This is a genomic window from Pseudomonas sp. LY-1 (genome assembly GCF_053502595.1).
On record NZ_CP094353.1, the window covers coordinates 1,629,710 to 1,653,636 of the forward strand.

General features: G+C 62.2%; 20 protein-coding genes. 10 read left to right on the forward strand and 10 right to left on the reverse strand.

Annotated features, from left to right (window positions below):
• The first annotated feature begins 273 nt into the window (after nt 1-273).
• The 3 genes from MOQ67_RS07395 (at nt 274) to MOQ67_RS07405 (ending at nt 3,965) form a co-directional block, all read left to right on the forward strand.
• Nucleotides 274-2,175, forward strand: a complete 1,902-nt coding sequence (locus MOQ67_RS07395) for a potassium transporter Kup (RefSeq protein WP_017844675.1) — start codon at nt 274-276, stop codon at nt 2,173-2,175.
• Between the two features lie 225 nt (nt 2,176-2,400).
• Entirely contained in the window at nt 2,401-3,507 is a 1,107-nt protein-coding gene (locus MOQ67_RS07400; RefSeq protein ID WP_017844676.1) for an NADH:flavin oxidoreductase/NADH oxidase, read from the forward strand.
• Between the two features lie 272 nt (nt 3,508-3,779).
• Nucleotides 3,780-3,965 (forward strand): hypothetical protein, encoded by a 186-nt coding sequence (locus tag MOQ67_RS07405; protein ID WP_017844677.1) that lies wholly within the window; start codon nt 3,780-3,782, stop codon nt 3,963-3,965.
• Between the two features lie 59 nt (nt 3,966-4,024).
• On the opposite strand, the gene MOQ67_RS07410 is transcribed toward MOQ67_RS07405, so the two are convergent.
• The 8 genes from MOQ67_RS07410 to MOQ67_RS07445 all read right to left on the reverse strand — a co-directional run bounded on the left by MOQ67_RS07410 (nt 4,025) and on the right by MOQ67_RS07445 (nt 14,115).
• Complete coding sequence (locus MOQ67_RS07410) at nt 4,025-5,650, reverse strand: glucan biosynthesis protein D (protein WP_026139759.1); 1,626 nt, start codon at nt 5,648-5,650, stop codon at nt 4,025-4,027.
• 355 nt (nt 5,651-6,005) lie between these two features.
• On the reverse strand, nt 6,006-7,430 hold the full coding sequence (locus tag MOQ67_RS07415; RefSeq protein ID WP_046484929.1) for a gamma-aminobutyraldehyde dehydrogenase: 1,425 nt from the start codon (nt 7,428-7,430) through the stop codon (nt 6,006-6,008).
• 80 nt (nt 7,431-7,510) lie between these two features.
• A complete protein-coding gene (locus MOQ67_RS07420) occupies nt 7,511-8,320 on the reverse strand; it encodes an ABC transporter permease (RefSeq protein ID WP_010563467.1) in 810 nt (269 codons plus the stop codon).
• Nucleotides 8,310-9,233: an ABC transporter permease gene (locus MOQ67_RS07425; RefSeq protein WP_198717848.1), complete on the reverse strand. Its 924-nt coding sequence runs from the start codon at nt 9,231-9,233 to the stop codon at nt 8,310-8,312. The genes MOQ67_RS07420 and MOQ67_RS07425 overlap by 11 nt, the downstream gene beginning before the upstream one ends.
• Nucleotide 9,234: 1 nt before the next feature.
• A complete protein-coding gene (locus tag MOQ67_RS07430; RefSeq protein ID WP_017844681.1) occupies nt 9,235-10,269 on the reverse strand; it encodes an ABC transporter ATP-binding protein in 1,035 nt (344 codons plus the stop codon).
• Nucleotides 10,270-10,389: 120 nt separating this feature from the next.
• Nucleotides 10,390-11,541 (reverse strand): putative ABC transporter substrate-binding protein YdcS, encoded by a 1,152-nt coding sequence (gene ydcS / locus MOQ67_RS07435; protein WP_017844682.1) that lies wholly within the window; start codon nt 11,539-11,541, stop codon nt 10,390-10,392.
• Between the two features lie 73 nt (nt 11,542-11,614).
• Nucleotides 11,615-13,072 carry a gamma-aminobutyraldehyde dehydrogenase gene (locus MOQ67_RS07440; RefSeq protein WP_017844683.1) on the reverse strand — a complete coding sequence of 486 codons (1,458 nt, stop codon included), beginning with the start codon at nt 13,070-13,072 and terminating at the stop codon, nt 11,615-11,617.
• Between the two features lie 131 nt (nt 13,073-13,203).
• Nucleotides 13,204-14,115, reverse strand: a complete 912-nt coding sequence (locus tag MOQ67_RS07445) for a LysR family transcriptional regulator (RefSeq protein ID WP_017844684.1) — start codon at nt 14,113-14,115, stop codon at nt 13,204-13,206.
• 168 nt (nt 14,116-14,283) lie between these two features.
• On the opposite strand from MOQ67_RS07445, the gene MOQ67_RS07450 reads away from it, so the two are divergent.
• Complete coding sequence (locus MOQ67_RS07450; protein WP_102617361.1) at nt 14,284-14,994, forward strand: tellurite resistance TerB family protein; 711 nt, start codon at nt 14,284-14,286, stop codon at nt 14,992-14,994.
• A 53-nt stretch (nt 14,995-15,047) separates the two neighbouring features.
• On the opposite strand, the gene MOQ67_RS07455 is transcribed toward MOQ67_RS07450, so the two are convergent.
• A complete protein-coding gene (locus tag MOQ67_RS07455) occupies nt 15,048-15,662 on the reverse strand; it encodes a hypothetical protein (RefSeq protein ID WP_198717847.1) in 615 nt (204 codons plus the stop codon).
• The gene (locus MOQ67_RS07460) at nt 15,659-16,294 is read right to left on the reverse strand and encodes a DUF2515 family protein (protein ID WP_198717846.1); all 636 of its coding nucleotides are present in this window, start codon (nt 16,292-16,294) and stop codon (nt 15,659-15,661) included. Before MOQ67_RS07460 ends, MOQ67_RS07455 begins: the two co-directional genes overlap by 4 nt.
• Nucleotides 16,295-16,510: 216 nt before the next feature.
• Here MOQ67_RS07460 and MOQ67_RS07465 point away from each other — a divergent pair, with 216 nt between their 5' ends.
• From MOQ67_RS07465 to cheB, 6 genes are read left to right on the forward strand one after another with little or no spacing between them, the layout of a single operon-like run.
• On the forward strand, nt 16,511-18,133 hold the full coding sequence (locus MOQ67_RS07465; RefSeq protein ID WP_046490129.1) for a methyl-accepting chemotaxis protein: 1,623 nt from the start codon (nt 16,511-16,513) through the stop codon (nt 18,131-18,133).
• Nucleotides 18,133-18,645 (forward strand): chemotaxis protein CheW, encoded by a 513-nt coding sequence (locus MOQ67_RS07470; protein ID WP_104903819.1) that lies wholly within the window; start codon nt 18,133-18,135, stop codon nt 18,643-18,645. Before MOQ67_RS07465 ends, MOQ67_RS07470 begins: the two co-directional genes overlap by 1 nt.
• Nucleotides 18,642-19,901 (forward strand): CheR family methyltransferase, encoded by a 1,260-nt coding sequence (locus MOQ67_RS07475; protein ID WP_198717845.1) that lies wholly within the window; start codon nt 18,642-18,644, stop codon nt 19,899-19,901. The genes MOQ67_RS07470 and MOQ67_RS07475 overlap by 4 nt, the downstream gene beginning before the upstream one ends.
• On the forward strand, nt 19,894-20,595 hold the full coding sequence (locus MOQ67_RS07480; protein WP_017844692.1) for a chemotaxis protein CheW: 702 nt from the start codon (nt 19,894-19,896) through the stop codon (nt 20,593-20,595). The genes MOQ67_RS07475 and MOQ67_RS07480 overlap by 8 nt, the downstream gene beginning before the upstream one ends.
• Nucleotides 20,592-22,874 carry a hybrid sensor histidine kinase/response regulator gene (locus MOQ67_RS07485; protein WP_102617366.1) on the forward strand — a complete coding sequence of 761 codons (2,283 nt, stop codon included), beginning with the start codon at nt 20,592-20,594 and terminating at the stop codon, nt 22,872-22,874. Before MOQ67_RS07480 ends, MOQ67_RS07485 begins: the two co-directional genes overlap by 4 nt.
• Nucleotides 22,871-23,881 carry a chemotaxis response regulator protein-glutamate methylesterase gene (gene cheB / locus MOQ67_RS07490; protein ID WP_026139760.1) on the forward strand — a complete coding sequence of 337 codons (1,011 nt, stop codon included), beginning with the start codon at nt 22,871-22,873 and terminating at the stop codon, nt 23,879-23,881. Before MOQ67_RS07485 ends, cheB begins: the two co-directional genes overlap by 4 nt.
• Nucleotides 23,882-23,927 lie beyond the last annotated feature (46 nt).

Consider the following 23,927-nt stretch of genomic DNA (forward strand, 5'->3'; position numbering starts at 1 on the left):
ACAAGGCGGTAGACGGGCACTTAGCACGCTCGTAAAAGAGCATGCTTTTGTGCCTCTGATCAAAAAGTGCGCAATTCTAGCGACGGGCAACGCACTTGACCAGCTTTATGCAGGGAAATACGACGAGTGCTGCGCTATGCTTCGCGCCGTTGCGAACGGGTGAAATCCTTGGGTCAACAAAACGTCTGTTACGAGAAGTAAAACAGCGCATGCTAAGGTCAGCTTAGATGCGTTGTTTATAAGAGACCTCAGGTCATAGGGCAGGAGTGGTTGATGGGTCAGGCAAGTAGTCAGGCAGCGGGTGCCGAGCATTCCAATGCCAAGCCGATTGGCATGCTGGTGGCAGCGGTCGGGGTGGTTTATGGCGATATCGGGACCAGCCCGCTCTATACCCTTAAAGAGGTGTTCGGTGGAGGGTATGGGGTTCAGGTCAACCAGGACGGAGTCTTCGGGATCCTGGCGCTGATCTTCTGGTCGCTGATCTGGGTCGTTTCGATCAAGTACGTGTTGTTCATCCTGCGCGCCGATAACCAGGGCGAGGGCGGCATCATGGCCCTCACTGCGTTGGCGCGGCGAGCGGCGTCGCCGTATCCGAAGCTGCGTTCGGTGCTGGTGATTCTCGGGTTGATCGGCGCGGCGCTGTTTTACGGCGACAGCATGATCACCCCGGCAATCTCGGTGCTCTCGGCGGTAGAAGGCCTGGAACTGGCCTTCGAAGGGCTTGAACGCTGGGTCGTGCCGCTGTCGCTGGTGGTGCTGGTGGGGCTGTTCCTGATCCAGAAACATGGCACCGACCGTATCGGCAAGCTGTTCGGGCCGGTCATGGTGTTGTGGTTCCTGGTGCTGGCGGGCCTGGGCGTGCATGGCATCAGCCAGCATCCGGAAGTGCTCAACGCATTGAACCCGGTGTGGGGTGTGCGTTTCTTCATAGTCCACCCAGGCATGGGTGTGGCGATTCTCGGCGCCGTGGTGCTGGCATTGACCGGTGCCGAAGCGCTGTACGCCGACATGGGCCACTTCGGGCGCAAACCCATTGCCCGTGCCTGGTTCGCCCTGGTGCTGCCGGCGCTGGTGCTCAACTATTTCGGCCAAGGTGCGTTGCTGCTGGAAAACCCCGAAGCGGCGCGTAACCCGTTCTACCTGCTCGCACCGAGCTGGGCGCTGATTCCGTTGGTGGTGTTGTCTACCCTGGCCACGGTGATTGCGTCCCAGGCGGTGATTTCCGGCGCGTTCTCCCTGACCCGTCAGGCGATCCAACTGGGTTACATCCCGCGCATGCACATTCAGCATACGTCCAGCGCCGAACAGGGCCAGATCTATATCGGCGCGGTGAATTGGTCGCTGATGGTCGGCGTGATCCTGCTGGTGCTGGGTTTCGAGTCGTCCAACGCGCTGGCTTCGGCCTACGGCGTGGCGGTGACCGGCACCATGCTGATCACCAGCATCCTGGTGTCGGCAGTGATGCTGTTGCTGTGGAAATGGCCACCGGTGTTGGCGATTCCGGTACTGATCGGTTTCCTGTTGGTCGACGGGCTGTTCTTCGCCGCCAACGTGCCGAAAATCGTCCAGGGCGGTGCATTCCCGGTATTGGCGGGGATTGTGCTGTTTATCCTGATGACGACGTGGAAACGCGGCAAGGAACTGCTGATGGACCGCCTCGACGAGGGCGGCCTGCCGTTGCCGATCTTTATCAGCAGTATCCGCGTGCAGCCGCCCCATCGCGTGCAGGGCACCGCCGTGTTCCTCACCGCGCGGCCCGACGCGGTGCCCCATGCGCTGTTGCATAACCTGCTGCATAACCAGGTGTTGCACGAGCAAGTGGTGTTGCTGACGGTGGTCTACGAAGACATTCCCCGCGTTCCCGCCGCACGGCGCTTCGAGGTGGATGCCTACGGTGAAGGGTTCTTCCGCGTGATCCTGCACTTCGGTTTCACCGATGAGCCGGACGTGCCCGAAGCGCTGAAGCTGTGCCACCTGGATGATCTGGATTTCAGCCCGATGCGTACCACGTACTTCCTCAGCCGCGAAACGGTCATCGCCTCGCGCATCAAAGGCATGGCCCGCTGGCGCGAAGGCTTGTTTGCGTTCATGTTGAAGAACGCCAACGGCAACCTGCGGTTCTTCAAACTCCCGGTCAACCGGGTGATCGAGCTGGGTACCCAGGTCGAAATGTAAGCGGTTGTTGGACGGGAGCCGGCAATCGGCTCCCGCTTTGTCTTCTGAACCCTGTGCAATCCCTCGTTGTCGACTAGGCTCTAAGCACTGTTGTGTAGGAGCGGGCTTGCCCGCGAAAAACCTTAACGGTAACGCGTCGATCCTGGATAAACGCGGTGCCCATGAGGCTTTCGCGAGCAAGCTCGCTCCTACAGAAGTGCCCAAAAAGCCAAGAAGAGGTGCGCCATGAGTCAGTTGCTCGAACCGTATACCCTGCGCCAATTGACCCTGCTCAATCGCATTGCCGTGTCGCCGATGTGCCAGTACTCCAGCGTCGATGGCCTGGCCAACGACTGGCACTTGGTCCACCTCGGCAGCCGCGCTGTCGGCGGGGCGGGGCTGATTTTCACCGAAGCCACCGCCGTGACCGCCGAGGGCCGTATCACCGCCGAAGACCTGGGCCTGTGGAACGACGCACAGATCGCCCCGCTGCAACGCATCACGCGCTTTATCACTGCCCAGGGTGCCGTGGCCGGGATTCAATTGGCTCACGCCGGGCGCAAGGCCAGCACCCATCGGCCGTGGATCGGCAAACACGGCAGCCTCAAGCCGCAAGACGGCGGCTGGGTGCCGGTGGGGCCCTCGCCGATTGCCTTTGACCCGAACCATACGCAGCCCAGGTCGCTGGACGAGGCGCAGATCGAGCAAGTGATCGCCGACTTCGTCGCCGCCGCCAAGCGCGCGTTGACCGCCGGTTTCAAAGTGGTGGAGATCCACGCCGCTCACGGTTACCTGCTGCATCAATTCCTCTCGCCTATCAGCAATCAGCGTCAGGACCAGTACGGCGGCACCTTTGAAAACCGTATCCGCCTGGTGCTGCAAGTCACCGAAGCGGTGCGCGAAGTCTGGCCGCAAGACCTGCCGCTGTTTGTGCGGGTGTCAGCCACCGATTGGGTGGAGGACGGCTGGAACCCTGATGAAACCGTGGAACTGGCACGTCGCCTGAAAGCTTTGGGAGTCGACCTGATCGACGTGTCCTCCGGCGGCACCGCCGCCAACGCCGAGATCCCCATCGGCCCCGGCTACCAGACGCGGTTTGCCGAGCGTGTGCGCAAAGAGTCAGGCATCGCCACCGGCACCGTGGGCATGATTACCGAGCCGGCCCAGGCCGAACACATCCTGCGTACCTGTCAGGCCGACATCATCTTCCTCGCCCGCGAGCTGCTGCGTGACCCGTATTGGCCATTGCATGCCGACGATGATCTGGGCGGGCGCAAGGCGACCTGGCCGGCCCAGTACCAGCGGGCGACCCATCGGGAGCAGCCGATTCATGAGTCTGATCTCAGGGATTGAGCCTTCTTAGGTTCCAACAAAACCCACTCTTATCCGGTGGGTTTTTTTTTGCCAGGCGCTGTGGGATAGGGCTGTAGGTATTTATTCCTGACCCAATTATTTAAGTGAATACTCTAAAAAAATCCCACACGTCATGAGATTGTTTCTACGCTTAGGGTACGTCTGATTTCTGGCCCAGGGAGTCAGTCGGTTTGTCTACCGGGGCATTGCGCTTCACGGCAGGCGGGTAATGGGCACACGGAGTTTTTGATCGATATCAGGAGAAACAGTCCATGGCCAAGTCCTATGGTGTAGCGGGTGTGGTGGCGTCTTTTCTGACCCGCAGGGTGTCCTTGCGTGCCCGAAGGTTGAGTTCCGATGAAGCTGAATTGCTCGCGCAGTATCGCGCCTTGACCGAGAACGATCAGGTGGCGATGCGCTATTTGATTGGGGCGATGAAGAGTGTGTCGCGGTTCTGAGCGGGCGGTGACCCCATGTGGGGGCGGGCAAGCCCGCTCTCACATGGTCGGTCACGGTGTCAGGTGTATTTACGCTGCTCCGGTGCCGGCGGGAAGTACTGATACAACCAGGTTTCACTCAAGGTGCGGTCCTGCGTGCGAATAAACAGGCGCAGTTCCACTGGCTCCACGCTGTCGCTGGTCGGGTACCAGTCGAAGAGGATGCGATAGCCCTTGATGCTGTCGAGCACCAGCACGCTGAAGTCTTTCACCTCGCCGTGGGAACAGGTCACCACCGGCTCGATCCCGGTGCCGGCTGCCAGGCGATCCAGGCCGCCGCCCTTGAAGTCCACGGCAAACCGCCGTGCCCAGACTGGCGGGTAATGTTCGCCCGGTGCCCAGCCTTCGGTGAAGCCGCCCATGCCTGAACGCGTGGCGTCGACTTGCGCCAACGGCGTGCTCACCGGTGGCAGGGCGCTCCAGTACAACTTGTAGCCATAGTTGAGCGAGTCACCGGCGGCCACGGGTTTTTTCGGGGTCCAGAAGGCCACGATATTGTCCAGGGTCTCGCCGGTGGTCGGGATCTCCAGCAGGTCGATCGAGCCTTCGCCCCACGCGGTGGTCGGTTCGACCCACAGGCTTGGGCGCTTGCTGTACCAGTCGACGGTGTCCTGGTAGCTGGCGAATTCATGGTCGGTCTGCACCAGGCCGAAGCCTTTCGGGTCGGTGTCGGCGAACGCATTGAATTGCAGCTTGGCCGGGTTGTTCAGCGGGCGGCAGATCCACTCGCCGTTGCCGCGCCACATCGCCAGGCGGTCCGAGTCGTGGATCTGCGGGTGGATGGTGTCGCACATGCGCCGCTCGTGGGTGCCGCAGCTGAACATGCTGGTCATCGGCGCGATGCCCAGTTGTTCGATGGCGGTGCGCGCATTGATATGGGCGTCGATTGCCATGACCACCTGGTTGGCCTGGCAGTCGATATCGAAACGGTAGGCGCCGGTGGCGCTCGGCGAGTCGAGCAGGGCGTAGACCACAAAGCGCGTGGCATTTTTATCCGGGGTTTCGAACCAGAACTGCGTGAAGTCGGGGAATTCCTCGCGCTTTTTCGCGTAGGTATCGATCGCCAGGCCGCGTGCGGAAAGGCCATATTGCCCCGTGGAATCCACCGCGCGGAAGTAACTGGCGCCGAGAAACGACAGCACGTCATGGCGATCCAGTTCCGGCGCCTTGAACAGCTTGAAGCCGGAGAAACCCAGGTCGCCGGTCAGTTGTTGGGTGTCGACCGTGGTTTTTTCATAGTTGAACAGCGAAGGGCGGAAATGCACTTCGCGGGCCTCGCGGGTCGTGGGGTCGACGGCGTGCATGCGAACGGGCGTCTTGAAGCCCATGCCGACGTGGAAAAACTGCACGTCCAACTGGCCGTTCACTTCCTTCCACAGCGAGTGTTTGCCGTCGTAGCCGATGGCGTTGAAATTTTGCGGGGTCATGGTCGCCAGGGTGGGCGGCAGCACCTGTTTGGTGTCTTTATACGCGGTCCCGGCGAGTTGCCTGGCCTGGGTCTTCAGCGTTTCGAAATCGAACGCCACGGCCTTGCCGTCGGCGGCGCGGTTCCCGGCCCAGGCTTGCGCAGCCAACAGGCCGCTGGCCGATAAACCGGTGTAAGCCGCAATGGCCATGGACGCTTTAAGCAAATTCCTGCGGTGCATAGAGACAACCTGTCGTGAGCAAATCCCGCGCCGGCCCTGGCGCGTGCTGGATCAAAGATAACGGTTCGGACATGCCTTCGGCCAAACGCAACGGACATTAAACAGACGCCGCATAGCTTAAGCGGTTCGATGGCGTAGGAAAAATGATTGATGGCGGGATGATGGCTTGGCAAATGAGACAAGACATTTCCGGGCTTTAAGTGAGCACATTACCCAGGAATTATGAAGATCCAATGTGGGCGGGGGCTTGCTCGCGACAGGCGCCTGGACACCGCGTTTAATCGGATGCCCCGCATTATCATTGGCGTTCTTCGCGAGCAAGCTTGCTCCTACAGTCAAGGTATCAGGGCGAGGTTCAGTGCTTGAACATCACATGGCGCACGGTGGTGTAGTCCTCCAGCCCGTACATGGACATGTCCTTGCCATACCCCGACAGTTTCTGACCGCCGTGAGGCATTTCGCTGACGAGCATGAAGTGAGTGTTCACCCAGGTGCAGCCATACTGCAAGCGCGCAGCCAAGCGATGGGCGCGTCCCACGTCGGCGGTCCATACGGATGACGCCAGACCGTAGTCCGAATCGTTGGCCCAGCCCAGCACCTGTGCTTCATCGGCAAACTTGGTCACCGACACCACCGGCCCGAACACCTCGCGGCGCACGATCTCGTCGTCCTGCTGCGCATCGGCCAAAACCGTCGGCTCAAAGAAGAAGCCATTGCCTTCCACCGCCTTGCCACCAGTCACCAGACGGATATGCGGCTGCGCCACGGCACGTTCGACGAAACCGGCCACGCGGTCGCGGTGTTGCGCGGTGATCAGCGGGCCCAGCTCGGTGGTCGGGTCGTCCTGCAAGCCGTACTTGATACTGGCGACTGCCGCGCCGAGCTTCTCGACGAACGCATCGTAGATTTCCGCTTGGGCATAGATACGGCACGCCGCGGTGCAATCCTGGCCGGCGTTGTAGAAACCGAAGGTGCGGATGCCTTCCACCGCCGCGTCGATGTCCGCGTCGTTGAAGATGATCACCGGCGCCTTGCCGCCCAGTTCCATGTGCATGCGCTTCACGCGGTCGGCGGTGTTGGAAATGATGTTGGCGCCCGTGGCGATGGAGCCGGTCAGCGACACCATGCGTACTTTCGGGTGGTTCACCAACGGGCTGCCCACGGTGGGCCCACGGCCGAAGACCAGGTTGAGCACGCCGGCCGGGAAGATCTCCGACGCCAGTTCGACCATGCGCAATGCGGTCAGCGGGGTTTGTTCCGACGGCTTGAGCACCACGGTATTACCGGCGGCCAGGGCTGGGGCGATTTTCCAGGCGACCATCATCAGCGGGTAGTTCCACGGGGCGATGGAGGCGATCACGCCCACCGGATCGCGGCGGATCATCGAGGTGTGGCCCGGCAGGTATTCACCGCCGGCCGAGCCGCTCATGCAGCGGCTGGCACCGGCAAAAAAGCGGAACACGTCGGCAATCGCCGGGATCTCGTCGTTCAGTGCGGCGCTGTAGGGTTTGCCGCAGTTGTCCGATTCCAGCTTGGCCAGTTCTTCGCCGTGGGCTTCGATCACGTCCGCCAGTTTCAGCAGCAACAGCGAGCGATCCTTGGGCGTGGTCTGTGACCAGCTTTCAAACGCTGCATCGGCGGCCCGCACAGCGGCGTCGACCTGGGCTTCGCTGGCTTCGTTGATTTCCACCAGCACACGGCCCAACGCCGGGTTGAATACGGCCTGCGCCGGGCCTTCGCCTTCGACCAGTTGGCCGTTGATCAAGAGTTTGGTTTGCATGGTTCACTCCTCCAAAAAACTGTTGTTATTGCCCTGAAGAAACCGGCTCTGAGTGTGGGGGCACTTCTCCAATACCCACATTATTTGCCACCACTGCCTGCCACGCTTTCACCGCCGCGGGTCAGGTAATAGGCACCCAGAATCGGGAACATCGTCACGATCATCACCAGCATCGCCACCACGTTGGTCACCGGCACATCCCGTGGGCGACTCAACTGGTTGAGCAGCCACAGCGGCAAGGTGCGCTCATGCCCGGCGGTGAAGGTGGTGACGATGATTTCGTCGAATGACAGCGCAAACGCCAGCATGCCGCCGGCCAGCAGCGCCGAGCCGAGGTTGGGCATGATGATGTAGCGGAAGGTCTGCCAGCCGTCGGCGCCCAGGTCCATCGAGGCTTCGATCAGGCTGTGGGAGGTGCGGCGCAAGCGGGCGATGACGTTGTTGTAGACGATCACCACGCAGAAGGTCGCGTGGCCGACGATGATGGTGAACATCCCCGGCTCGATGCCCAGCGTCTTGAACGTCGCCAGCAGGGCGATACCGGTGATGATCCCCGGCAGCGCGATCGGCAGGATCAGCATCAGCGACACACCTTGCTTGCCGAAGAACTCGCGGCGATACAGCGCGGCTGAAGCGAGGGTGCCGAGGACCATGGCGATCAGGGTGGCGATGGCCGCGATCTGCAGCGACAGCTTGATCGCTTCGAGCACGTCCGGGCGGGCGAAGGCCACGCTGAACCACCTCAGGGTGAAGCCCTGGGGTGGAAAGCTGAATGCCGCCTCTTCGGTGTTGAAGGCGTACAGGAAGATGATCAGGATCGGGAAGTGCAGAAACACCAAGCCGCCCCAGGCCGCGATCTTCAGGCCGATGGATGATTTCTCAGAGTGCATCGAAGGCCCCCAGGCGTTTGACGATGGACAGGTAAACCGCGATCAGCACGATCGGCACCAGGGTGAACGCCGCGGCCATTGGCATGTTGCCGATGGCGCCTTGCTGGGCGTACACCATGCCGCCGACGAAGTAACCCGGCGGCCCGACCAGCTGCGGCACGATGAAGTCGCCCAGGGTCAGCGAAAACGTAAAGATCGAACCGGCGGCAATCCCCGGCACCGACAGCGGCAGGATCACCTGCATGAAGGTCTGGCGCGGCTTGGCGCCCAGGTCGGCCGAGGCTTGCAGCAACGACGGCGGCAAACGCTCCAGCGACGCCTGGATCGGTAGGATCATGAACGGCAGCCAGATGTAGACGAACACCATGAACCGCCCAAGGTGCGAGGTGCTCAAGGTGCTGCCGCCCACGCCGGGGATCCCCAGCACGAACTGCAACAGCGGCTCCAGGCTCAGGTGCTGCACAAACCATTGCGCCACGCCGCCCTTGGCCAGCAGCAGGGTCCAGGCATATGCCTTGACGATATAGCTGGCCCACATCGGCATCATCACCGCGATATAGAAGAACGCCTTGGTCTTGCCCGTGGTGTAGCGCGCCATGTAATAGGCGATGGGGAAGGCGACGATGGCGCTGGCGAGCGACACCACAATCGCCATGCTCAGGGTGCGCAGGATGATGTCGAAGTTCGACGGCTGGAACAGTGCGGCAAAGTTGGCCAGGGTCAGGTCCGGCGTGACCGCCATGGTGAAGTCATCGAACGTGTAGAAGCCTTGCCACAGCAAGGTCAGCAACGAGCCCAGGTAGATCGCGCCGAACCAGATCAGCGGCGGTATCAGCAGCATTGCCAGGTAGAGGTTGGGTTTGCGATACAGCAGGTTGGAAAACCTGCGCATCGGCGCTTGGGTCAGGCTCATGTCACACCTCGCCTGCGTGGTCGGTCAGGGTGGTCATGGCGGCCCGCGCCCAGCGTGCAGTGATGGGCTGGCCGACCTGATAGCCGTTGCTGATGTCCAGCCACTGGTTATTCGCCTGGCTGATGTTCAACGCCTGGCCGTTCGCCAGTTTCAGTTCGTAGCGGGTGGCGCTGCCCTGGTACTGGATGTCATGCAACAGGCCGCTGATTTCCACTTCGTCGGCCGCCAGCGGGCCTTCGGCAAAGCGCACGTGCTCCGGGCGGATCGAGAACGGTTGCGGGCTGCCGCTGAGGCGCTGGGCCAAATCGCCGCGAATCACATTGGAGGTGCCGACGAATTCGGCGACGAACGCGGTGGCCGGTTTCATATAGAGGTTGCGCGGGGTGTCGACCTGTTCGATGCGGCCCTTGTTGAACACGGCCACGCGGTCGGACATCGACAGCGCTTCGGTCTGGTCGTGGGTCACGAAGATAAACGTGATGCCGAGCTGGCGTTGCAGCTTTTTCAGCTCGCTTTGCATCTGTTCGCGCAGCTTGAGGTCGAGGGCACCCAGCGGTTCATCCAGCAGCAACACGCGCGGGCGATTGACCAGTGCGCGGGCCAGGGCGACCCGTTGGCGCTGGCCGCCGGAGAGCTGCACCGGCTTGCGCTCGCCGTAGCCGCCGAGGGCGACCATGGTCAGGGCTTCTTCGGCGCGGTCGAGGCGCTCGGTCTTGCCCACGCCTTTGACTTTCAGGCCGTAGGCCACGTTGTCGCGTACATTCATGTGGGGGAACAGCGCGTAATCCTGGAATACCGTGTTGACGTCACGCTGATACGGCGGCAAGCCGGCGGCTTCCTCGCCATGAATCCGGATCGAGCCTGCGCTCGGCTGCTCGAACCCGGCGATCAGGCGCAGGCAGGTGGTCTTGCCCGAGCCGGAAGGGCCGAGCATGGAAAAGAACTCGCCGTCCTGGATATCGATGGAAACCCGGTCAACGGCTTTCACTTCGCCGAACTGACGGGAAACGTGGGTGAATTGGACTGCAAGCGTCATGGTGCGGTGCTCCCAAAAGGCGCGGGTCGTCGCAGCGGCCCGGCCTGGACTTCTGAAAAAACAGAACATCGGTGAATGTGCTCAATGTGGGAGGGAGCAAGCCCCCTCCCACAGGGGGGATTAGCGCCCGCCCATGATCGCAATGTAATCCTGGGTCCAGCGACTGTACGGCACGAACTTGCCGCCCTCAGCCTGCGGGGTTTTCCAGAAGGCGATCTTGTCGAACTGGTCGAAGCCGTTGGTCTTGCAGCCCTCGGCGCCGAGCAATTCGCTGCCGGTGCAGGCCGCCGGCACCGCCGGCAGGGAGCCGAACCAGGCGGCGACATCGCCCTGGACCTTCGGCTGCAGCGACCAGTCCATCCATTTGTAGGCGCAGTTCGGGTGCTTGGCCTCGCTGTGCAGCATGGTGGTGTCGGCCCAGCCGGTGGCGCCTTCCTTGGGAATGGTCGAGGCAATCGGCTGCTTCTCGTTGATCAGGCCGTTGACCTGATACGGCCAGGCGCTGGAGGCGACCACGCCTTCGTTCTTGAAGTCACTCATCTGCACGGTGGTGTCGTGCCAGTAGCGGTGGATCAATGGTTGCTGTGCGCGCAACAGGTCGAGCACGGCTTTGTACTGGGTTTCGGTCAGCTCGTAGGGGCTCTGGATGCCCAGCTCCGGCTTGGTCGACTTGAGGTACAGCGCCGCATCGGCGATGTAGATCGGGCCGTCGTAGGCTTGCACGCGGCCTTTGTTCGGCTTGCCGTCCGGCAGGTTCTGCGCCTCGAACAGCACATTCCAACTGGTGGGCGCGGTCTTGAACACGTTGGTGTTGTACATCAGCACGTTCGGCCCCCACTGGTACGGAGTACCGTAGGTTTGCTGGCCGACCACGTACCACGGCGCGTCTTTCAGACGCGGGTCGATAGTCTTCCAGTTGGGAATCAACGCGGTATTGATCGGCTGCACCCGCTTGCCGACGATCAACCGCAGCGACGCATCGCCTGACGCGGTGACCAGGTCGTAACCGCCCTTGGCCATCAAGCTGACCATTTCGTCAGAGGTGGCGGCGGTTTTCACATTGACCTTGCAGCCGGTTTCCTTCTCGAAACCTGTGACCCAGTCGTAAGCCTTGTCGCTTTCGCCCCGTTCGATATAGCCGGGCCAGGCGACGATATCCAACTGGCCTTCGCCGGCGCCTACCGCTTTGAGCGGTTCGGCGGCCTGCAGGCTGGCGCTGGCCAGCAGCGCGGTGGTCAGGGCACTGAGCAGTGCGGTCTTATGCGCGGACATGGGGAATCCCTCTTCTTTAATTATGGTCGGGGCAGTTTTTTGCAGCCGGTGACGCTTGAGCTTAGTTGTTGTTTTAAAGGTGCTGGCCGTGGCGGGCCATGATGTGCCGCACCACGCTGTAGTCCTGTAGCGAATCGCTGGACAGATCTTTGCCATACCCGGAGCGCTTCAAGCCGCCGTGGGGCATTTCGCTGACCAGCATGAAATGGCTGTTGATCCAGGTGCAGCCGTATTGCAGGCGCGCCGCGACCTGCATGGCCTTGTCCAGGTTCTGTGTCCACACCGACGAGGCCAGGCCGTATTCGGAGTCGTTGGCCCAGTCCACCGCTTGTTCCAGTTCGTCGAAGCGGGTCACGGTGACCACCGGGCCGAACACTTCGCGCTGGACGATTTCATCACTTTGTTTACAGCCGGCGAGCAAGGTTGGCTGATAAAAGAAGCCCGCGCCGGAATGCACGGCGGCGCCGGTGACGCGTTCGATATGCGGCTGGCCGAGGGCGCGTTCGACAAAGCTGGCGACGCGGTCGCGCTGGCGCGTGCTGATCAGCGGGCCGAGTTCGTTGTCGGCATCGCGCTTGCCGGCAAAGCGCAGGCTGCTGACCGCCGCGCCCAGGTCGGCGACCAATTTGTCGTGAATCCCCGCCTGGGCGTAGATGCGGCACGCGGCGGTGCAGTCCTGGCCGGCGTTGTAGTAACCGTAGGCGCGCACGCCTTCGACCACGGCTTGCAGGTCGGCGTCGTTGCATACGATCACCGGCGCCTTGCCACCCAGTTCCAGGTGCGTGCGTTTAAGGGTTTTCGACGCGGCTTGCAGGATCTTTTGTCCGGTGACGATATCGCCGGTCAACGACACCATCCGCACCTTCGGGTGGCTGACCAGATGGCTGCCGACGCCTTCGCCGCCGCCGCACACAATGTTGATCACCCCGCGCGGCAACAACTGGTTGAGCGCTGGAGCGAGGGCGAGGATCGACAGCGGCGTGTGTTCCGACGGCTTGAACACCAGGGTATTACCGGCGGCCAGGGCGGGGGCGATCTTCCACGCGGCCATCATCAGCGGGTAATTCCACGGCGCAATCGAGGCCACCACGCCAATCGGGTCACGCCGCACCATGCTGGTGTAGCCCGGCAGGTATTCGCCGCTGAGCTGGCCGGTCTGGCAGCGCACGGCGCCGGCAAAAAAGCGGAACACATCGACGGTGGCGCTCAAGTCATCCTGGCGGGCCAGGTGCAACGGTTTGCCGCAGTTCAGGGATTCGAGGCGGGCCAGGTAGTCGGCTTGGTGCTCGATGGCGTCGGCGATGCCCAGCAGAATGTTCGAACGTTGCTGCGGCGTGGTGCGGGACCAGCCGGCAAATGCGCGGTGGGCGGCGAGGATCGCGGCTTCGACCTGTTCGATGCTGGCTTCGGCGATCTGGGTCAGCACTTCGCCCGTGGCTGGGTTGAGAATCGGTTCGACAAAGCCCTGGCCCTGGACCAGTTCGCCGTCGATCAGCAACGCAGTGAGCAGCGGGGTGGGCGCAGCGGACATTTTTCGCGATCTCTTTTCTTGTGTGGCCATGGGCGTTCTCTTACAAGGCGCCCGACTTCTCTTATGGATGCACAGAGACTAGAGGTCAGGCGCGAGGTCAACAAATACTAAATACTGAATGCAGCATTCGATTAAATAGATGGCTTGCGTGGGTGCGGCTGTTCCCGCGCCACGGTCAGGAACGGGTCGACCAGTGCCGGGCGCGCGGTGCCACGGCGCCAGGCGAGGCCGACGTCGAGGGTCTGGCTGAGGTCGGCGATGGGGCGCGCTTCGATAATGTCGCCCTCCAGGGACCAGGGGCGGTAGGTCATGTCCGGCTGGATCGACACGCCCAGGCCGGCGGCCACCAGGCTGCGCACGGCTTCGGTGGAGGCGGTGCGCAAAGTGACGTGTGGTTGCAGGCAGGCAGAGGCCCACATGCGTTGAGCGTTGTGGCCCATTTCGTCGACGTTCAGCTGAATCAACGGCTCACGCGCCACATCGGCCAGGTTGATGCTGTCGTGCTCCAGCAGCGGATGTTGCGCCGGCAGCCACAGGCGGTGGGGTGAGTGGGTGAGTACTTCGGTCTGCAGGGCGTGGCGGTCTTCGAGGTTGGAGAGGATCAACACGCCCACATCGATCTCGCCGCTGACCAGCAAATGTTCGATGTACGGGCGCTCATCCTCCATCACGCGGATTTCCACATTGGGGTAGGCGCGTTGGAAGCGGGTGAGCAGGTCGGCCAGGTAATAACCGGCCACCAGGCTGGTCACGCCGACGATCAATTGCCCGGCCACCTGGTCGGTGCTCTGCTGCAGGCTGCGCTTGGCGTTGTCGACGGTGGCCAGGATCAAGTGCGCCTGGCGCAGGAACTGATGGCCCTGGTGGGTCAGGGTCATGCCCTTGGCGTGGCGGTTGAACAGGTTGACGCCGATTTCCTGCTCCAGTTGCTGGATCGCCAGGGTCAGGGTCGACTGCGAAATAAACGCGGTTTGCGCAGCGGCGGAGATCGAACCGGTCTCGGCCACGGCGATGAAGTGGCGGATCTGACGCAAGGTCATCATGCTGGAGTTACCAGTGGGGTGTTTTTATCGATTTGTTCGAGTGTATATCGATTTAACCGAAGGATAGCCGCGTTACATCTGGAAGCACTCTAGATCGGGGTTTTTTGGCGCTTAGTTTTACGCTGGGAGTCTATTGGTCTTATGAACCCTGGTGTCTGGAGGCTACGCATGAATACCCGTGGATTACTCGAACAACTGCTCAAGTCTGGTCAGGACATGTTGCAGAACAAGGCCGGCGGCCAGCGCAAATCCGACGACAAAGGCGCCCTCGGCGGCCTGCTCGGCAGTGGCGGGCTCGGCAGTTTGCTCGGCGGCGCTGGTGGCGGGGCCCTGGCCGCTGGGGCCATGGGCCTGCTGCTGGGCAATAAAAAAGCGCGCAAATTCGGCGGCAAGGCCCTGACCTATGGTGGGTTGGCGGCATTGGGCGTGATCGCCTACAAAGCCTATGGCAACTGGCAGGCGCAGCAGGCCAGCGCGCCCCAAGGCGAGCCGCAGACCATCGACCGTTTGCCACCGGCTCAGGTCGAGCAACACAGCCAGGGCATCCTCAAGGCATTGGTGGCGGCGGCCAAGGCCGACGGGCATGTGGATGAGCGCGAGCGCGCGCTGATCGAAGGTGAATTCAACAAGCTGGATAACGACCGTGAATTGCAAAGCTGGCTACACGGCGAACTGAACAAACCCCTCGACCCGGCAGACGTGGCGCAGGCCGCCGGCACCCCGGAAATGGCCGCCGAGATGTACATCGCCAGTGTGATGCTGGTGGATGAGGAGAACTTTATGGAGAAGGCGTACCTGGATGAGCTGGCGCGACAGCTCAAGTTGGAGCCCGGTTTGAAGGTTGAATTGGAGAAACAGGTGCGCCAGGCGACGCTTTAGGGATCGTTCCCATGGATGGGCGCGATCAGGAGTGACAGGTCTATCGGGGGCGGCTAAGGAGGGCCCCATGGCGCGGCCAGTTGCAGCGTCATGAGGTAACGCTCCTCTGTGGGACGTCTATCGTCCTTGAATCGCCCAACCACCAGCATCACTTGATACTTGTCGCTCGCTCGCCAATAGGATGTACCGCCTCGGTTCACATTGCGCAGCCGGGCACGCCATTCCGGGGTATCGGCGAACGGAGGGTTGGACGCAACTCGAATGGGTTCCCAGCCTGCCTTGCGCCATTGCTCCTGCAAGTCCAGTACGACCTTGAGGGTGTCGTCGAGCAGTAGTGGCTCTACTTGGGGAGACAAGCTGAGATCTGCGACTCGCATATCCTTATATCTAATCATGAAGAAACGCGCAGGCGGGCTCATAAACCCATACTGAGGGTCTATGAAACGCAGGCGAGCATCAGATTTCGGTACTGTTCCCCAATAATTTCCCGAAACGGCTGGGCCAATGCTTGCGCTGGAACGCTGACGCATGTCTTCCCAGGGCTCGCCTAGCATCAGCGCAATTTCCGGATCTTCCGCGCCCAGGCGTAGCGCTATCCATACGAGTGATGCGGCAACGACCAGTCCCGGTCCGCTACGTCGCCAACCTATCTTCGCGAGCCAGCTCATTGAACACCCCGGTTTTCAGCGATATCGTCTAGCGCCTGTTCGATTCGATGCCGCTCAGTACTGCGCAGCAGTGTGTGAAACCGCGCTGCAGCCTTGAGCACGAATGCCATACGCTGATCGATATTGGCTAGATTGGCGAAGGGGTTGTTGTTGAAATCAATGGTCCGACCTTCATCAGCGGGACTGCATTGGTTTGCCAGTGTCAGTTCAATGGCCTGAGCGATCCCGGACGGTATGCCCGTGACGTATGAAAGATGGTTGCTACGTAGCAGGGTCACGAGTTTTGGATCGCCGTACATGATCGGATGAAGATTGTTTCGTTGTTCGTGGTCAGCCAGATGCTCAACACATTTTGGCAATGTCTCCATCGTCAATCGCCTTGAAGGCCTGCAATATTTCCGGGTAATCCCCCCAAACCTTAGCTTTTCCTGCCCCACCGAACACAACACCCGATCCTGTCCATCCTCATAAATGTGCCGGCGCGACCGCAAGCAGATCTCAAGCAAGCCCAACCCCCGGTCCTCACCTTCAAGGGCGATGTCCACTTGGGTGATGCGAAAGCCCGTCAAACCGCCGACGACGGTCCCGCCAGCGGTGGTTTTGGCTCCTCGGGTAATGAAATAGCGGCGCATGCCAGCCGTGTCCTTTTGTTAGCAGGGACCAGCACGCTAGGCTCGGCGAGAAAAGCCCGGTAGTCGGACGCTTCGCGGGTTTTTGTAGGTTGGTTCTGTAATTACCTTCAGGGATGTTTTTGCATTCTGTGGGCACCACGTCGAAACCCATTGATAAATGAAGGCTTGTGCTCAGCTATACTCCCCCCCATTTGAATGGCTCTTCGAGGAAACACTGTGAAGAATTGGACCTTGCGCCAGCGGATTTTGGCGAGCTTTGCGGTCATTGTCGCGATCATGCTGCTGATGGTTGTGGTGTCCTACTCGCGGTTGCTGAAGATCGAAGTCAGCCAGGAATCGGTCCGGGACGATGCGGTACCGGGGGTTTACCTCAGTTCGATGATCCGCAGCGCATGGGTCGACAGCTATCTGCTGACCATCGATATCATCGGCCTGCGCGCAGATAAAACCCTCACCAGTGCCGATAAGACGGACTTCAAGTCTTTCGAAGCGCGTATTGAACAGCAGATGGCCAATTACGAAAAAACCGTCAACAGCCAGGCTGATCGCATGGAGTTCGATAACTTCAAGGCGGCGCATATCAACTACAACAAGGCCCTCGCCGAGGTGCTGGCGCGCATTGAAGCCAATGATTTGCCGGGCGCGAGCGTCCTGGTCGAAGAGCAATTGACGCCGATCTGGATCGAAGGGCGCATGAAGCTCAATGACATCATCACCGAAAACAAGAGCATGTCTGACCGCGCCACTTCGGCCATCGACGAGTCGGTGCTGTCGGCCAAGCTCAGCATGGCGGTTTCGCTGATCATCGCCATCTTCGCCGCCGGCCTGTGCGGTCTGCTGTTGATGCGCGCAATCATGGCGCCGATGCAGCGTATCGTCGAGATCCTCGACGTCATGCGTACCGGTGACCTGAGCAAGCGCTTGAACCTGGAGCGCAAGGACGAATTCGGCGCGGTCGAAACCGGCTTCAACGACATGATGACCGAACTGACCGCCCTGGTGTCCCAGGCCCAGCGTTCGTCGGTGCAGGTGACTACCTCGGTCACCGAGATTGCCGCCACCTCCAAGCAACAACAGGCCACGGCCACGGAAACTGCGGCGACCACCACCGAGATCGGCGCTACTTCGCGGGAGATCGCCGCCACTTCCAAGGACCTGGTCCGCACCATGACCGAAGTTTCCACCGCCGCCGACCAGGCCTCGGTCGCCGCCGGTTCCGGCCAGCAAGGCCTGGCGCGCATGGAAGAAACCATGCACTCGGTGATGGGCGCGGCTGAGCTGGTCAACGCCAAGCTGGCGATCCTTAACGAGAAGGCCGGCAACATCAACCAGGTGGTGGTGACCATCGTCAAGGTTGCCGACCAGACCAACCTGTTGTCCCTCAATGCTGCCATCGAGGCCGAGAAGGCCGGTGAGTACGGCCGCGGTTTTGCCGTGGTGGCCACTGAAGTGCGCCGCCTGGCCGACCAGACCGCCGTAGCCACCTACGACATCGAGCAGATGGTGCGTGAGATCCAGTCGGCGGTGTCCGCCGGGGTGATGGGCATGGACAAGTTCTCCGAAGAAGTGCGCCGGGGCATGTTCGAAGTGCAGCAAGTGGGCGAGCAACTGTCGCAGATCATCCACCAGGTCCAGGCCCTGGCGCCGCGGGTGTTGATGGTCAACGAAGGCATGCAGGCCCAGGCCACCGGGGCCGAGCAGATCAACCACGCGCTGGTGCAATTGGGCGATGCCAGCAGCCAGACCGTGGAGTCCCTGCGCCAGGCCAGCTTTGCCATTGATGAACTGAGCCAGGTTGCGGTCGGTCTGCGCAGCGGCGTGTCGCGTTTCAAAGTCTGATGAGCGACCTCGCGGCTAAACACGGCGTCGTCCCGGCAGCAAAAAAGGCGTTGTTCCTGGTGTTCCACATCGGCCACGAACGGTATGCCCTCAAGGCCACCGAAGTGGCCGAAGTGCTGCCGCGCCTGCCGCTCAAACCCATCGCCCATGCACCGCTGTGGGTGGCGGGTATCTTTGCCCACCGCGGCGCGATGGTGCCGGTCATCGACCTCAGTGCCTTGACCTTCGGCGAGCCGGCCCAGGCGCGGACCAGCACGCGGCTGGTACTGGTCAACTATAAACCTGAGCCCTGGCTCGAGGCGCGTTGGCTGGGACTGATTCTGGAGCAGGCCACCGAAACCCTGCGTTGCGACCCGGCGGAGTTCAAACCCTACGGCCTGGACAATCCCCAGGCGCCCTACCTGGGACCGGTGCGCGAAGATGCCTTGGGCTTGATGCAATGGATCGGCGTCGCAGATATGCTCACCGATGACGTGCGCGCCTTGCTGTTTTCTGCCGAGCCGAGCCTATGAGCAACGACCCGCGCTTCTTTGCCTTCTTGAAGGAACGCATTGGCCTGGACGTGGCCTCGGTGGGCGAAGCCATCATCGAACGCGCCGTGCGCCAGCGCAGCCAGGCCGTCGCGGCCCACACGGCGGATGAGTACTGGCAGCACCTGCAGCACTCCCAGGACGAACAGCAAGCGCTGATCGAAGCGGTGATCGTGCCCGAGACCTGGTTTTTCCGTTACCCCGAATCCTTCGCGACCCTGGCCCGTCTGGCCAAGGCGCGCCTGGCCGAGATCAACCAGTTGCGCGCGCTGCGCATCCTCAGCCTGCCCTGTTCCACCGGCGAAGAACCCTATTCGATCGCCATGGCCTTGCTCGATGCCGGCCTGGCGCCGCACCAGTTCAAGGTGCAGGGCATGGACGTCAGCCCGCTGTCGGTGGAGCGTGCCCAGCGCGGCGTGTATGGCCGCAACTCGTTTCGCGGCGGCGACCTTGAATTTCGCGACCGCCACTTCACCGAGCAGGCCGATGGTTATCGCATCGAAGACCGCGTGCGCGAACAGGTGCGCCTGCAAGTCGGCAACCTGCTCGACCCGGGGTTGCTCGCCAATGAACCGAGCTACGACTTTGTGTTTTGCCGCAACCTGCTGATCTATTTCGACCAACCCACGCAAAAACAAGTGTTCGACGTGCTCAAGAACCTGACCCACGTGGACGGCGTGCTGTTTATCGGCCCGGCCGAAGGCAGCCTGTTGGGGCGTCATGGCATGCGTTCGATCGGCGTGCCGCAGTCGTTTGCATTTAGCCGGCACACTGAGCCGGTCAAGCCTGAGCCGGTATTCGTGCCGATACCCGCGCCCGCGCCTCGACGCAGCATCGCAGCGGTCCCGCCCAAGCCACGACCGTTCAGCACGCTCAACGCCCAGGTGGTGCCGATCAAGGCGCCGGCGTCGGAGGCCGGCGACCTGCTCAGCCAGATCGCGACCCTGGCCAACGAAGGCAAAAGCGCCGAGGCCCGTGCCGCCTGCGAGCGTTATTTAAGTCAACACCCGCCGGCCGCCCAGGTGTTTTACTGGTTGGGGCTGCTCAGCGATGTGGCCGGCAACGCCCTGGACGCCCAGGGGTTTTATCGAAAAGCCTTGTACCTGGAACCGCAGCACCCGCAGGCCCTGATGCAACTGGCCGCGTTGCTCGAAGCCCAGGGCGACATTGCGGCGGCGCGTCGGTTGCAGGCGCGGGCCGCGCGTAGCGAGCTGACAGTGAGCAAAAACCATGAGTAGCCCCAACGCGCTCGACACTGCGGGCCTGGCCCTGACGATGGACGACACCCAGGCCATCGACGATTGCTGGAACCGGATCGGCATTCACGGCGACAAGTCCTGCCCGTTGCTGGCGGACCATATCCACTGCCGCAACTGCTCGGTGTACTCCGCCGCCGCTACCCGCTTGCTGGATCGCTATGCGTTGCAGCAGGACGATCATCGTCCGGTCGCCGATACCCAGGCGAACGAAGACATCGTCACCCGTTCCCTGCTGATATTCCGCCTCGGCGAAGAATGGCTGGGGATCGCCACCCGATGCCTGGTGGAAGTGGCAACCCTGCACCCGATCCATTCCCTGCCGCACCAACGTTCCCGCGCATTGCTTGGCGTGGCGAACGTGCGCGGCGCGCTGGTGGCGTGCCTGTCGCTGGTCGAGCTGTTGGGCCTGGACGCCATCAGCCACGGCACGCCGGGCGGGCGCATCATGCCGCGCATGTTGATCATCGCCGCGCAGGATGGCCCGGTGGTGGTGCCGGTGGATGAAGTCGACGGTATCCATGCCATCGATGAGCGTACTTTGACGGCGGCGTCAGCCTCCGGCACCCAGGCCAGCGGCCGCTTCACTCAGGGCGTGTTGCAGTGGAAGGGCCGCAGCCTGCGTTGGCTGGACGAGGCTCAGTTGCTGTCTGCCGTGACCCGGAGCCTCACATGACCCCCGACCAGATGCGCGACGCCTCGCTGCTGGAATTGTTCAGCCTGGAAGCCGATGCCCAGACCCAGATACTGAGCGCGGGCCTGCTGGCCCTGGAGCGCAACCCGACCCAGGCCGACCAGCTCGAAGCCTGCATGCGCGCCGCGCACTCGCTCAAAGGCGCGGCGCGGATTGTCGGGGTGGACGCCGGGGTCAGCGTGTCCCATGTCATGGAAGATTGCCTGGTCAGCGCCCAGGAAAGTCGCCTGTATCTGCAGCCGGAACACATCGACGCGCTGTTGCAAGGCACCGACCTGCTGATGCGTATCGCCACGCCGGGCAATACCGTGGGGCCGGCGGATGTCGAGGCGTATGTGGCCTTGATGGAGCGCCTGCTCGACCCGTCGCAGCCCACCGCCAAGGTGGCGCCGCCGCCAACTGCGCCTGCTCCAGCGCCCACTCCGCTGATTGAAGCACTGCCCGCCGAACCCGAGCCTGCGCCGTCCCTCGGCAGCGAACCGCTGCGTCAGAACAAGCGCATGACCGAAGGCGGCGAGCGCGTACTGCGTGTGACCGCCGAGCGTTTGAACAGCCTGCTGGACCTGTCGAGCAAATCCCTGGTCGAAACCCAGCGACTCAAGCCATACCTGGCCAGCCTGCAACGCCTCAAGCGTGTGCAGGGTAACGGTGTGCGTGCGCTGGACCACCTTGATGGTCACCTCAAGACCCTCGACTTGAGCCTGGAAGCCCAGGAGTCCCTGGCCGATGCCCGCCGCTTGCTGAGCGAAGCCCAAGCCCTGCTGGCAGAAAAAACCGCTGAGCTCGATGAGTTCGGCTGGCAGGCCGGGCAACGCGCCCAGGTGCTTTACGACACCGCGCTGGCCTGCCGCATGCGCCCGTTTGCCGATGTGCTCGCCGGCCAGGTCCGCATGGTGCGCGACCTCGGCCGCAGCCTGGGCAAGCAGGTGCGCCTGGAGATCGAGGGCGAAAAGACCCAGGTCGACCGTGATGTGCTGGAGAAGCTCGAAGCGCCGCTCACCCACTTATTGCGCAATGCCGTCGACCACGGCATCGAAACGCCGGAACAACGCCTGCTGGCGGGCAAGCCGGCCGAAGGCTTGATCCGCTTGCGGGCCTCCCACCAGGCCGGTTTGCTGGTGCTGGAGCTGAGCGACGACGGGAATGGTGTCGACCTCGAACGCCTGCGTGGCACGATCGTTGATCGGCATCTGTCGACGGTGGAAACCGCCTTGAACCTCAGCGAGGAGGAGTTGCTGACGTTCCTGTTCCTGCCGGGCTTCAGCCTGCGTGACAAGGTCACCGAAGTCTCCGGGCGCGGCGTCGGCCTGGATGCGGTGCAGCATATGGTCCGCCAACTGCGCGGCGCGGTGGTGCTGGAGCAAGCGGCGGGGCAGGGCAGTCGTTTCCATCTGGAAGTGCCGTTGACCCTGTCGGTGGTGCGCAGCCTGGTGGTGGAAGTCGGCGAAGAAGCCTATGCCTTCCCGCTGGCGCATATCGAGCGCATGTGCGACCTGGCGCCCGACGACATTGTGCAGCTCGAAGGCCGCCAGCATTTCTGGCACGAAGGCCGGCATGTCGGCCTGGTCGCCGCCAGCCAACTGTTGCAGCGCCCGCCGGGGCAAGGTAATGACGAGACGTTGAAGGTGGTGGTGATCCGCGAGCGCGATGCGGTGTATGGCATTGCCGTGGAGCGTTTTATCGGTGAACGCACGTTGGTGGTGCTGCCGCTGGATGATCGGTTGGGCAAGGTCCAGGATATTTCCGCCGGGGCGTTGCTGGACGATGGCTCGGTGGTGTTGATCGTCGACGTCGAAGATATGCTGCGCTCGGTGGACAAGCTGCTCAATACCGGCCGCCTGGAGCGTATCGCCCGGCGCAGCCAGCAGGCCGCCGAAGCCCCGCGCAAACGCGTGCTGGTGGTGGACGATTCGCTCACCGTGCGTGAGTTGCAACGTAAATTGCTGCTTAACCGCGGTTATGAAGTGGCCGTCGCCGTCGATGGCATGGACGGCTGGAACGCCTTGCGTTCCGAGGACTTCGACCTGCTCATCACTGACATTGATATGCCTCGTATGGACGGGATCGAATTGGTCACACTCTTGCGCCGGGATGCTCGCCTGCAATCGTTGCCGGTGATGGTGGTGTCCTACAAGGACCGCGAAGAAGACCGACGCCGTGGACTCGACGCCGGCGCCGATTACTATCTGGCCAAAGCCAGTTTCCACGATGACGCCCTCCTTGATGCCGTGGTGGAACTGATCGGAGGCGCGCGGGCATGAGGATTGCAATCGTCAATGACATGCCCATGGCCGTGGAGGCGTTACGCCGCGCCGTGAGCTTCGAGCCCGCGCACCAAGTGGTGTGGGTAGCCAGTAATGGCCTGGAAGCGGTGCAACGTTGCGCCGAATTGACCCCGGACCTGATCCTGATGGACCTGATTATGCCGGTGATGGACGGCGTGGAAGCCACCCGGCGGATCATGGCCGAGAGCCCGTGCGCGATTGTGATCGTCACCGTCGACCGCCAGGCCAATGTCAGCCGGGTGTTCGAAGCCATGGGCCATGGCGCCCTGGATGTGGTGGATACGCCGGCCCTGGGCGTCGGTAATCCCAAGGATGCCGCCGCGCCGTTGTTGCGCAAGATCCTCAATATTGGCTGGCTGATCGGCCAGCGCGGCAGCCGTGTGCGCGCCGAAACCGCGCCGCCGCGCAGCACCGGCAAACGCCAGAGCCTGGTGGCGATCGGTTCTTCGGCCGGCGGCCCGGCGGCCCTGGAAGTCCTGCTCAAGGGCCTGCCCCGGGACTTTCCCGCCGCCATCGTGCTGGTGCAGCATGTGGACCAGGTGTTCGCCGCCGGCATGGCCGAGTGGCTGAGCAGCGCCTCCGGCCTGCCGGTGCGCCTGGCCCGCGAGGGGGAGCCGCCACAAAGCGGGGTCGTGCTGCTGGCCGGCACCAATCACCACATTCGTCTGTTGAAAAATGGCACGCTAGCCTATACAGCCGAGCCGGTGAACGAGATTTACCGGCCATCCATCGATGTGTTTTTCGAAAGTGTGGCCAGCCACTGGAATGGTGATGCCGTCGGCGTGCTGCTGACCGGCATGGGTCGCGACGGAGCCCAGGGGCTCAAATTAATGCGGGACCAAGGATATCTGACCATCGCCCAGGACCAGCAGAGTTCGGCGGTGTATGGCATGCCCAAAGCGGCGGCGGCGATTGACGCTGCTGTTGAAATTCGCCCACTGGACAGAATTGCGCCCCGACTGCTGGAGGTATTTGCAAAATGATCAATATCCCCGGCGGTGCTGGTTTGCGGGCAGTAATTCAGGTGAT

Bases quoted from the DNA above. Each gene is read 5' to 3' on its own strand.
- MOQ67_RS07460 (WP_198717846.1), bottom strand. From the start codon at position 16,294: ATGCGCCGCTATTTCATTACCCGAGGAGCCAAAACCACCGCTGGCGGG.
- MOQ67_RS07415 (WP_046484929.1), bottom strand. From the start codon at position 7,430: ATGCAAACCAAACTCTTGATCAACGGCCAACTGGTCGAAGGCGAAGGC.
- MOQ67_RS07420 (WP_010563467.1), bottom strand. From the start codon at position 8,320: ATGCACTCTGAGAAATCATCCATCGGCCTGAAGATCGCGGCCTGGGGC.
- MOQ67_RS07425 (WP_198717848.1), bottom strand. From the start codon at position 9,233: ATGAGCCTGACCCAAGCGCCGATGCGCAGGTTTTCCAACCTGCTGTAT.
- MOQ67_RS07405 (WP_017844677.1), top strand. From the start codon at position 3,780: ATGGCCAAGTCCTATGGTGTAGCGGGTGTGGTGGCGTCTTTTCTGACC.
- MOQ67_RS07480 (WP_017844692.1), top strand. From the start codon at position 19,894: ATGAGTAGCCCCAACGCGCTCGACACTGCGGGCCTGGCCCTGACGATG.
- MOQ67_RS07395 (WP_017844675.1), top strand. From the start codon at position 274: ATGGGTCAGGCAAGTAGTCAGGCAGCGGGTGCCGAGCATTCCAATGCC.
- MOQ67_RS07450 (WP_102617361.1), top strand. From the start codon at position 14,284: ATGAATACCCGTGGATTACTCGAACAACTGCTCAAGTCTGGTCAGGAC.
- MOQ67_RS07485 (WP_102617366.1), top strand. From the start codon at position 20,592: ATGACCCCCGACCAGATGCGCGACGCCTCGCTGCTGGAATTGTTCAGC.
- MOQ67_RS07475 (WP_198717845.1), top strand. From the start codon at position 18,642: ATGAGCAACGACCCGCGCTTCTTTGCCTTCTTGAAGGAACGCATTGGC.
- cheB (WP_026139760.1), top strand. From the start codon at position 22,871: ATGAGGATTGCAATCGTCAATGACATGCCCATGGCCGTGGAGGCGTTA.
- MOQ67_RS07455 (WP_198717847.1), bottom strand. From the start codon at position 15,662: ATGAGCTGGCTCGCGAAGATAGGTTGGCGACGTAGCGGACCGGGACTG.
- MOQ67_RS07470 (WP_104903819.1), top strand. From the start codon at position 18,133: ATGAGCGACCTCGCGGCTAAACACGGCGTCGTCCCGGCAGCAAAAAAG.
- MOQ67_RS07440 (WP_017844683.1), bottom strand. From the start codon at position 13,072: ATGTCCGCTGCGCCCACCCCGCTGCTCACTGCGTTGCTGATCGACGGC.
- MOQ67_RS07445 (WP_017844684.1), bottom strand. From the start codon at position 14,115: ATGATGACCTTGCGTCAGATCCGCCACTTCATCGCCGTGGCCGAGACC.
- ydcS (WP_017844682.1), bottom strand. From the start codon at position 11,541: ATGTCCGCGCATAAGACCGCACTGCTCAGTGCCCTGACCACCGCGCTG.
- MOQ67_RS07430 (WP_017844681.1), bottom strand. From the start codon at position 10,269: ATGACGCTTGCAGTCCAATTCACCCACGTTTCCCGTCAGTTCGGCGAA.
- MOQ67_RS07410 (WP_026139759.1), bottom strand. From the start codon at position 5,650: ATGCACCGCAGGAATTTGCTTAAAGCGTCCATGGCCATTGCGGCTTAC.
- MOQ67_RS07400 (WP_017844676.1), top strand. From the start codon at position 2,401: ATGAGTCAGTTGCTCGAACCGTATACCCTGCGCCAATTGACCCTGCTC.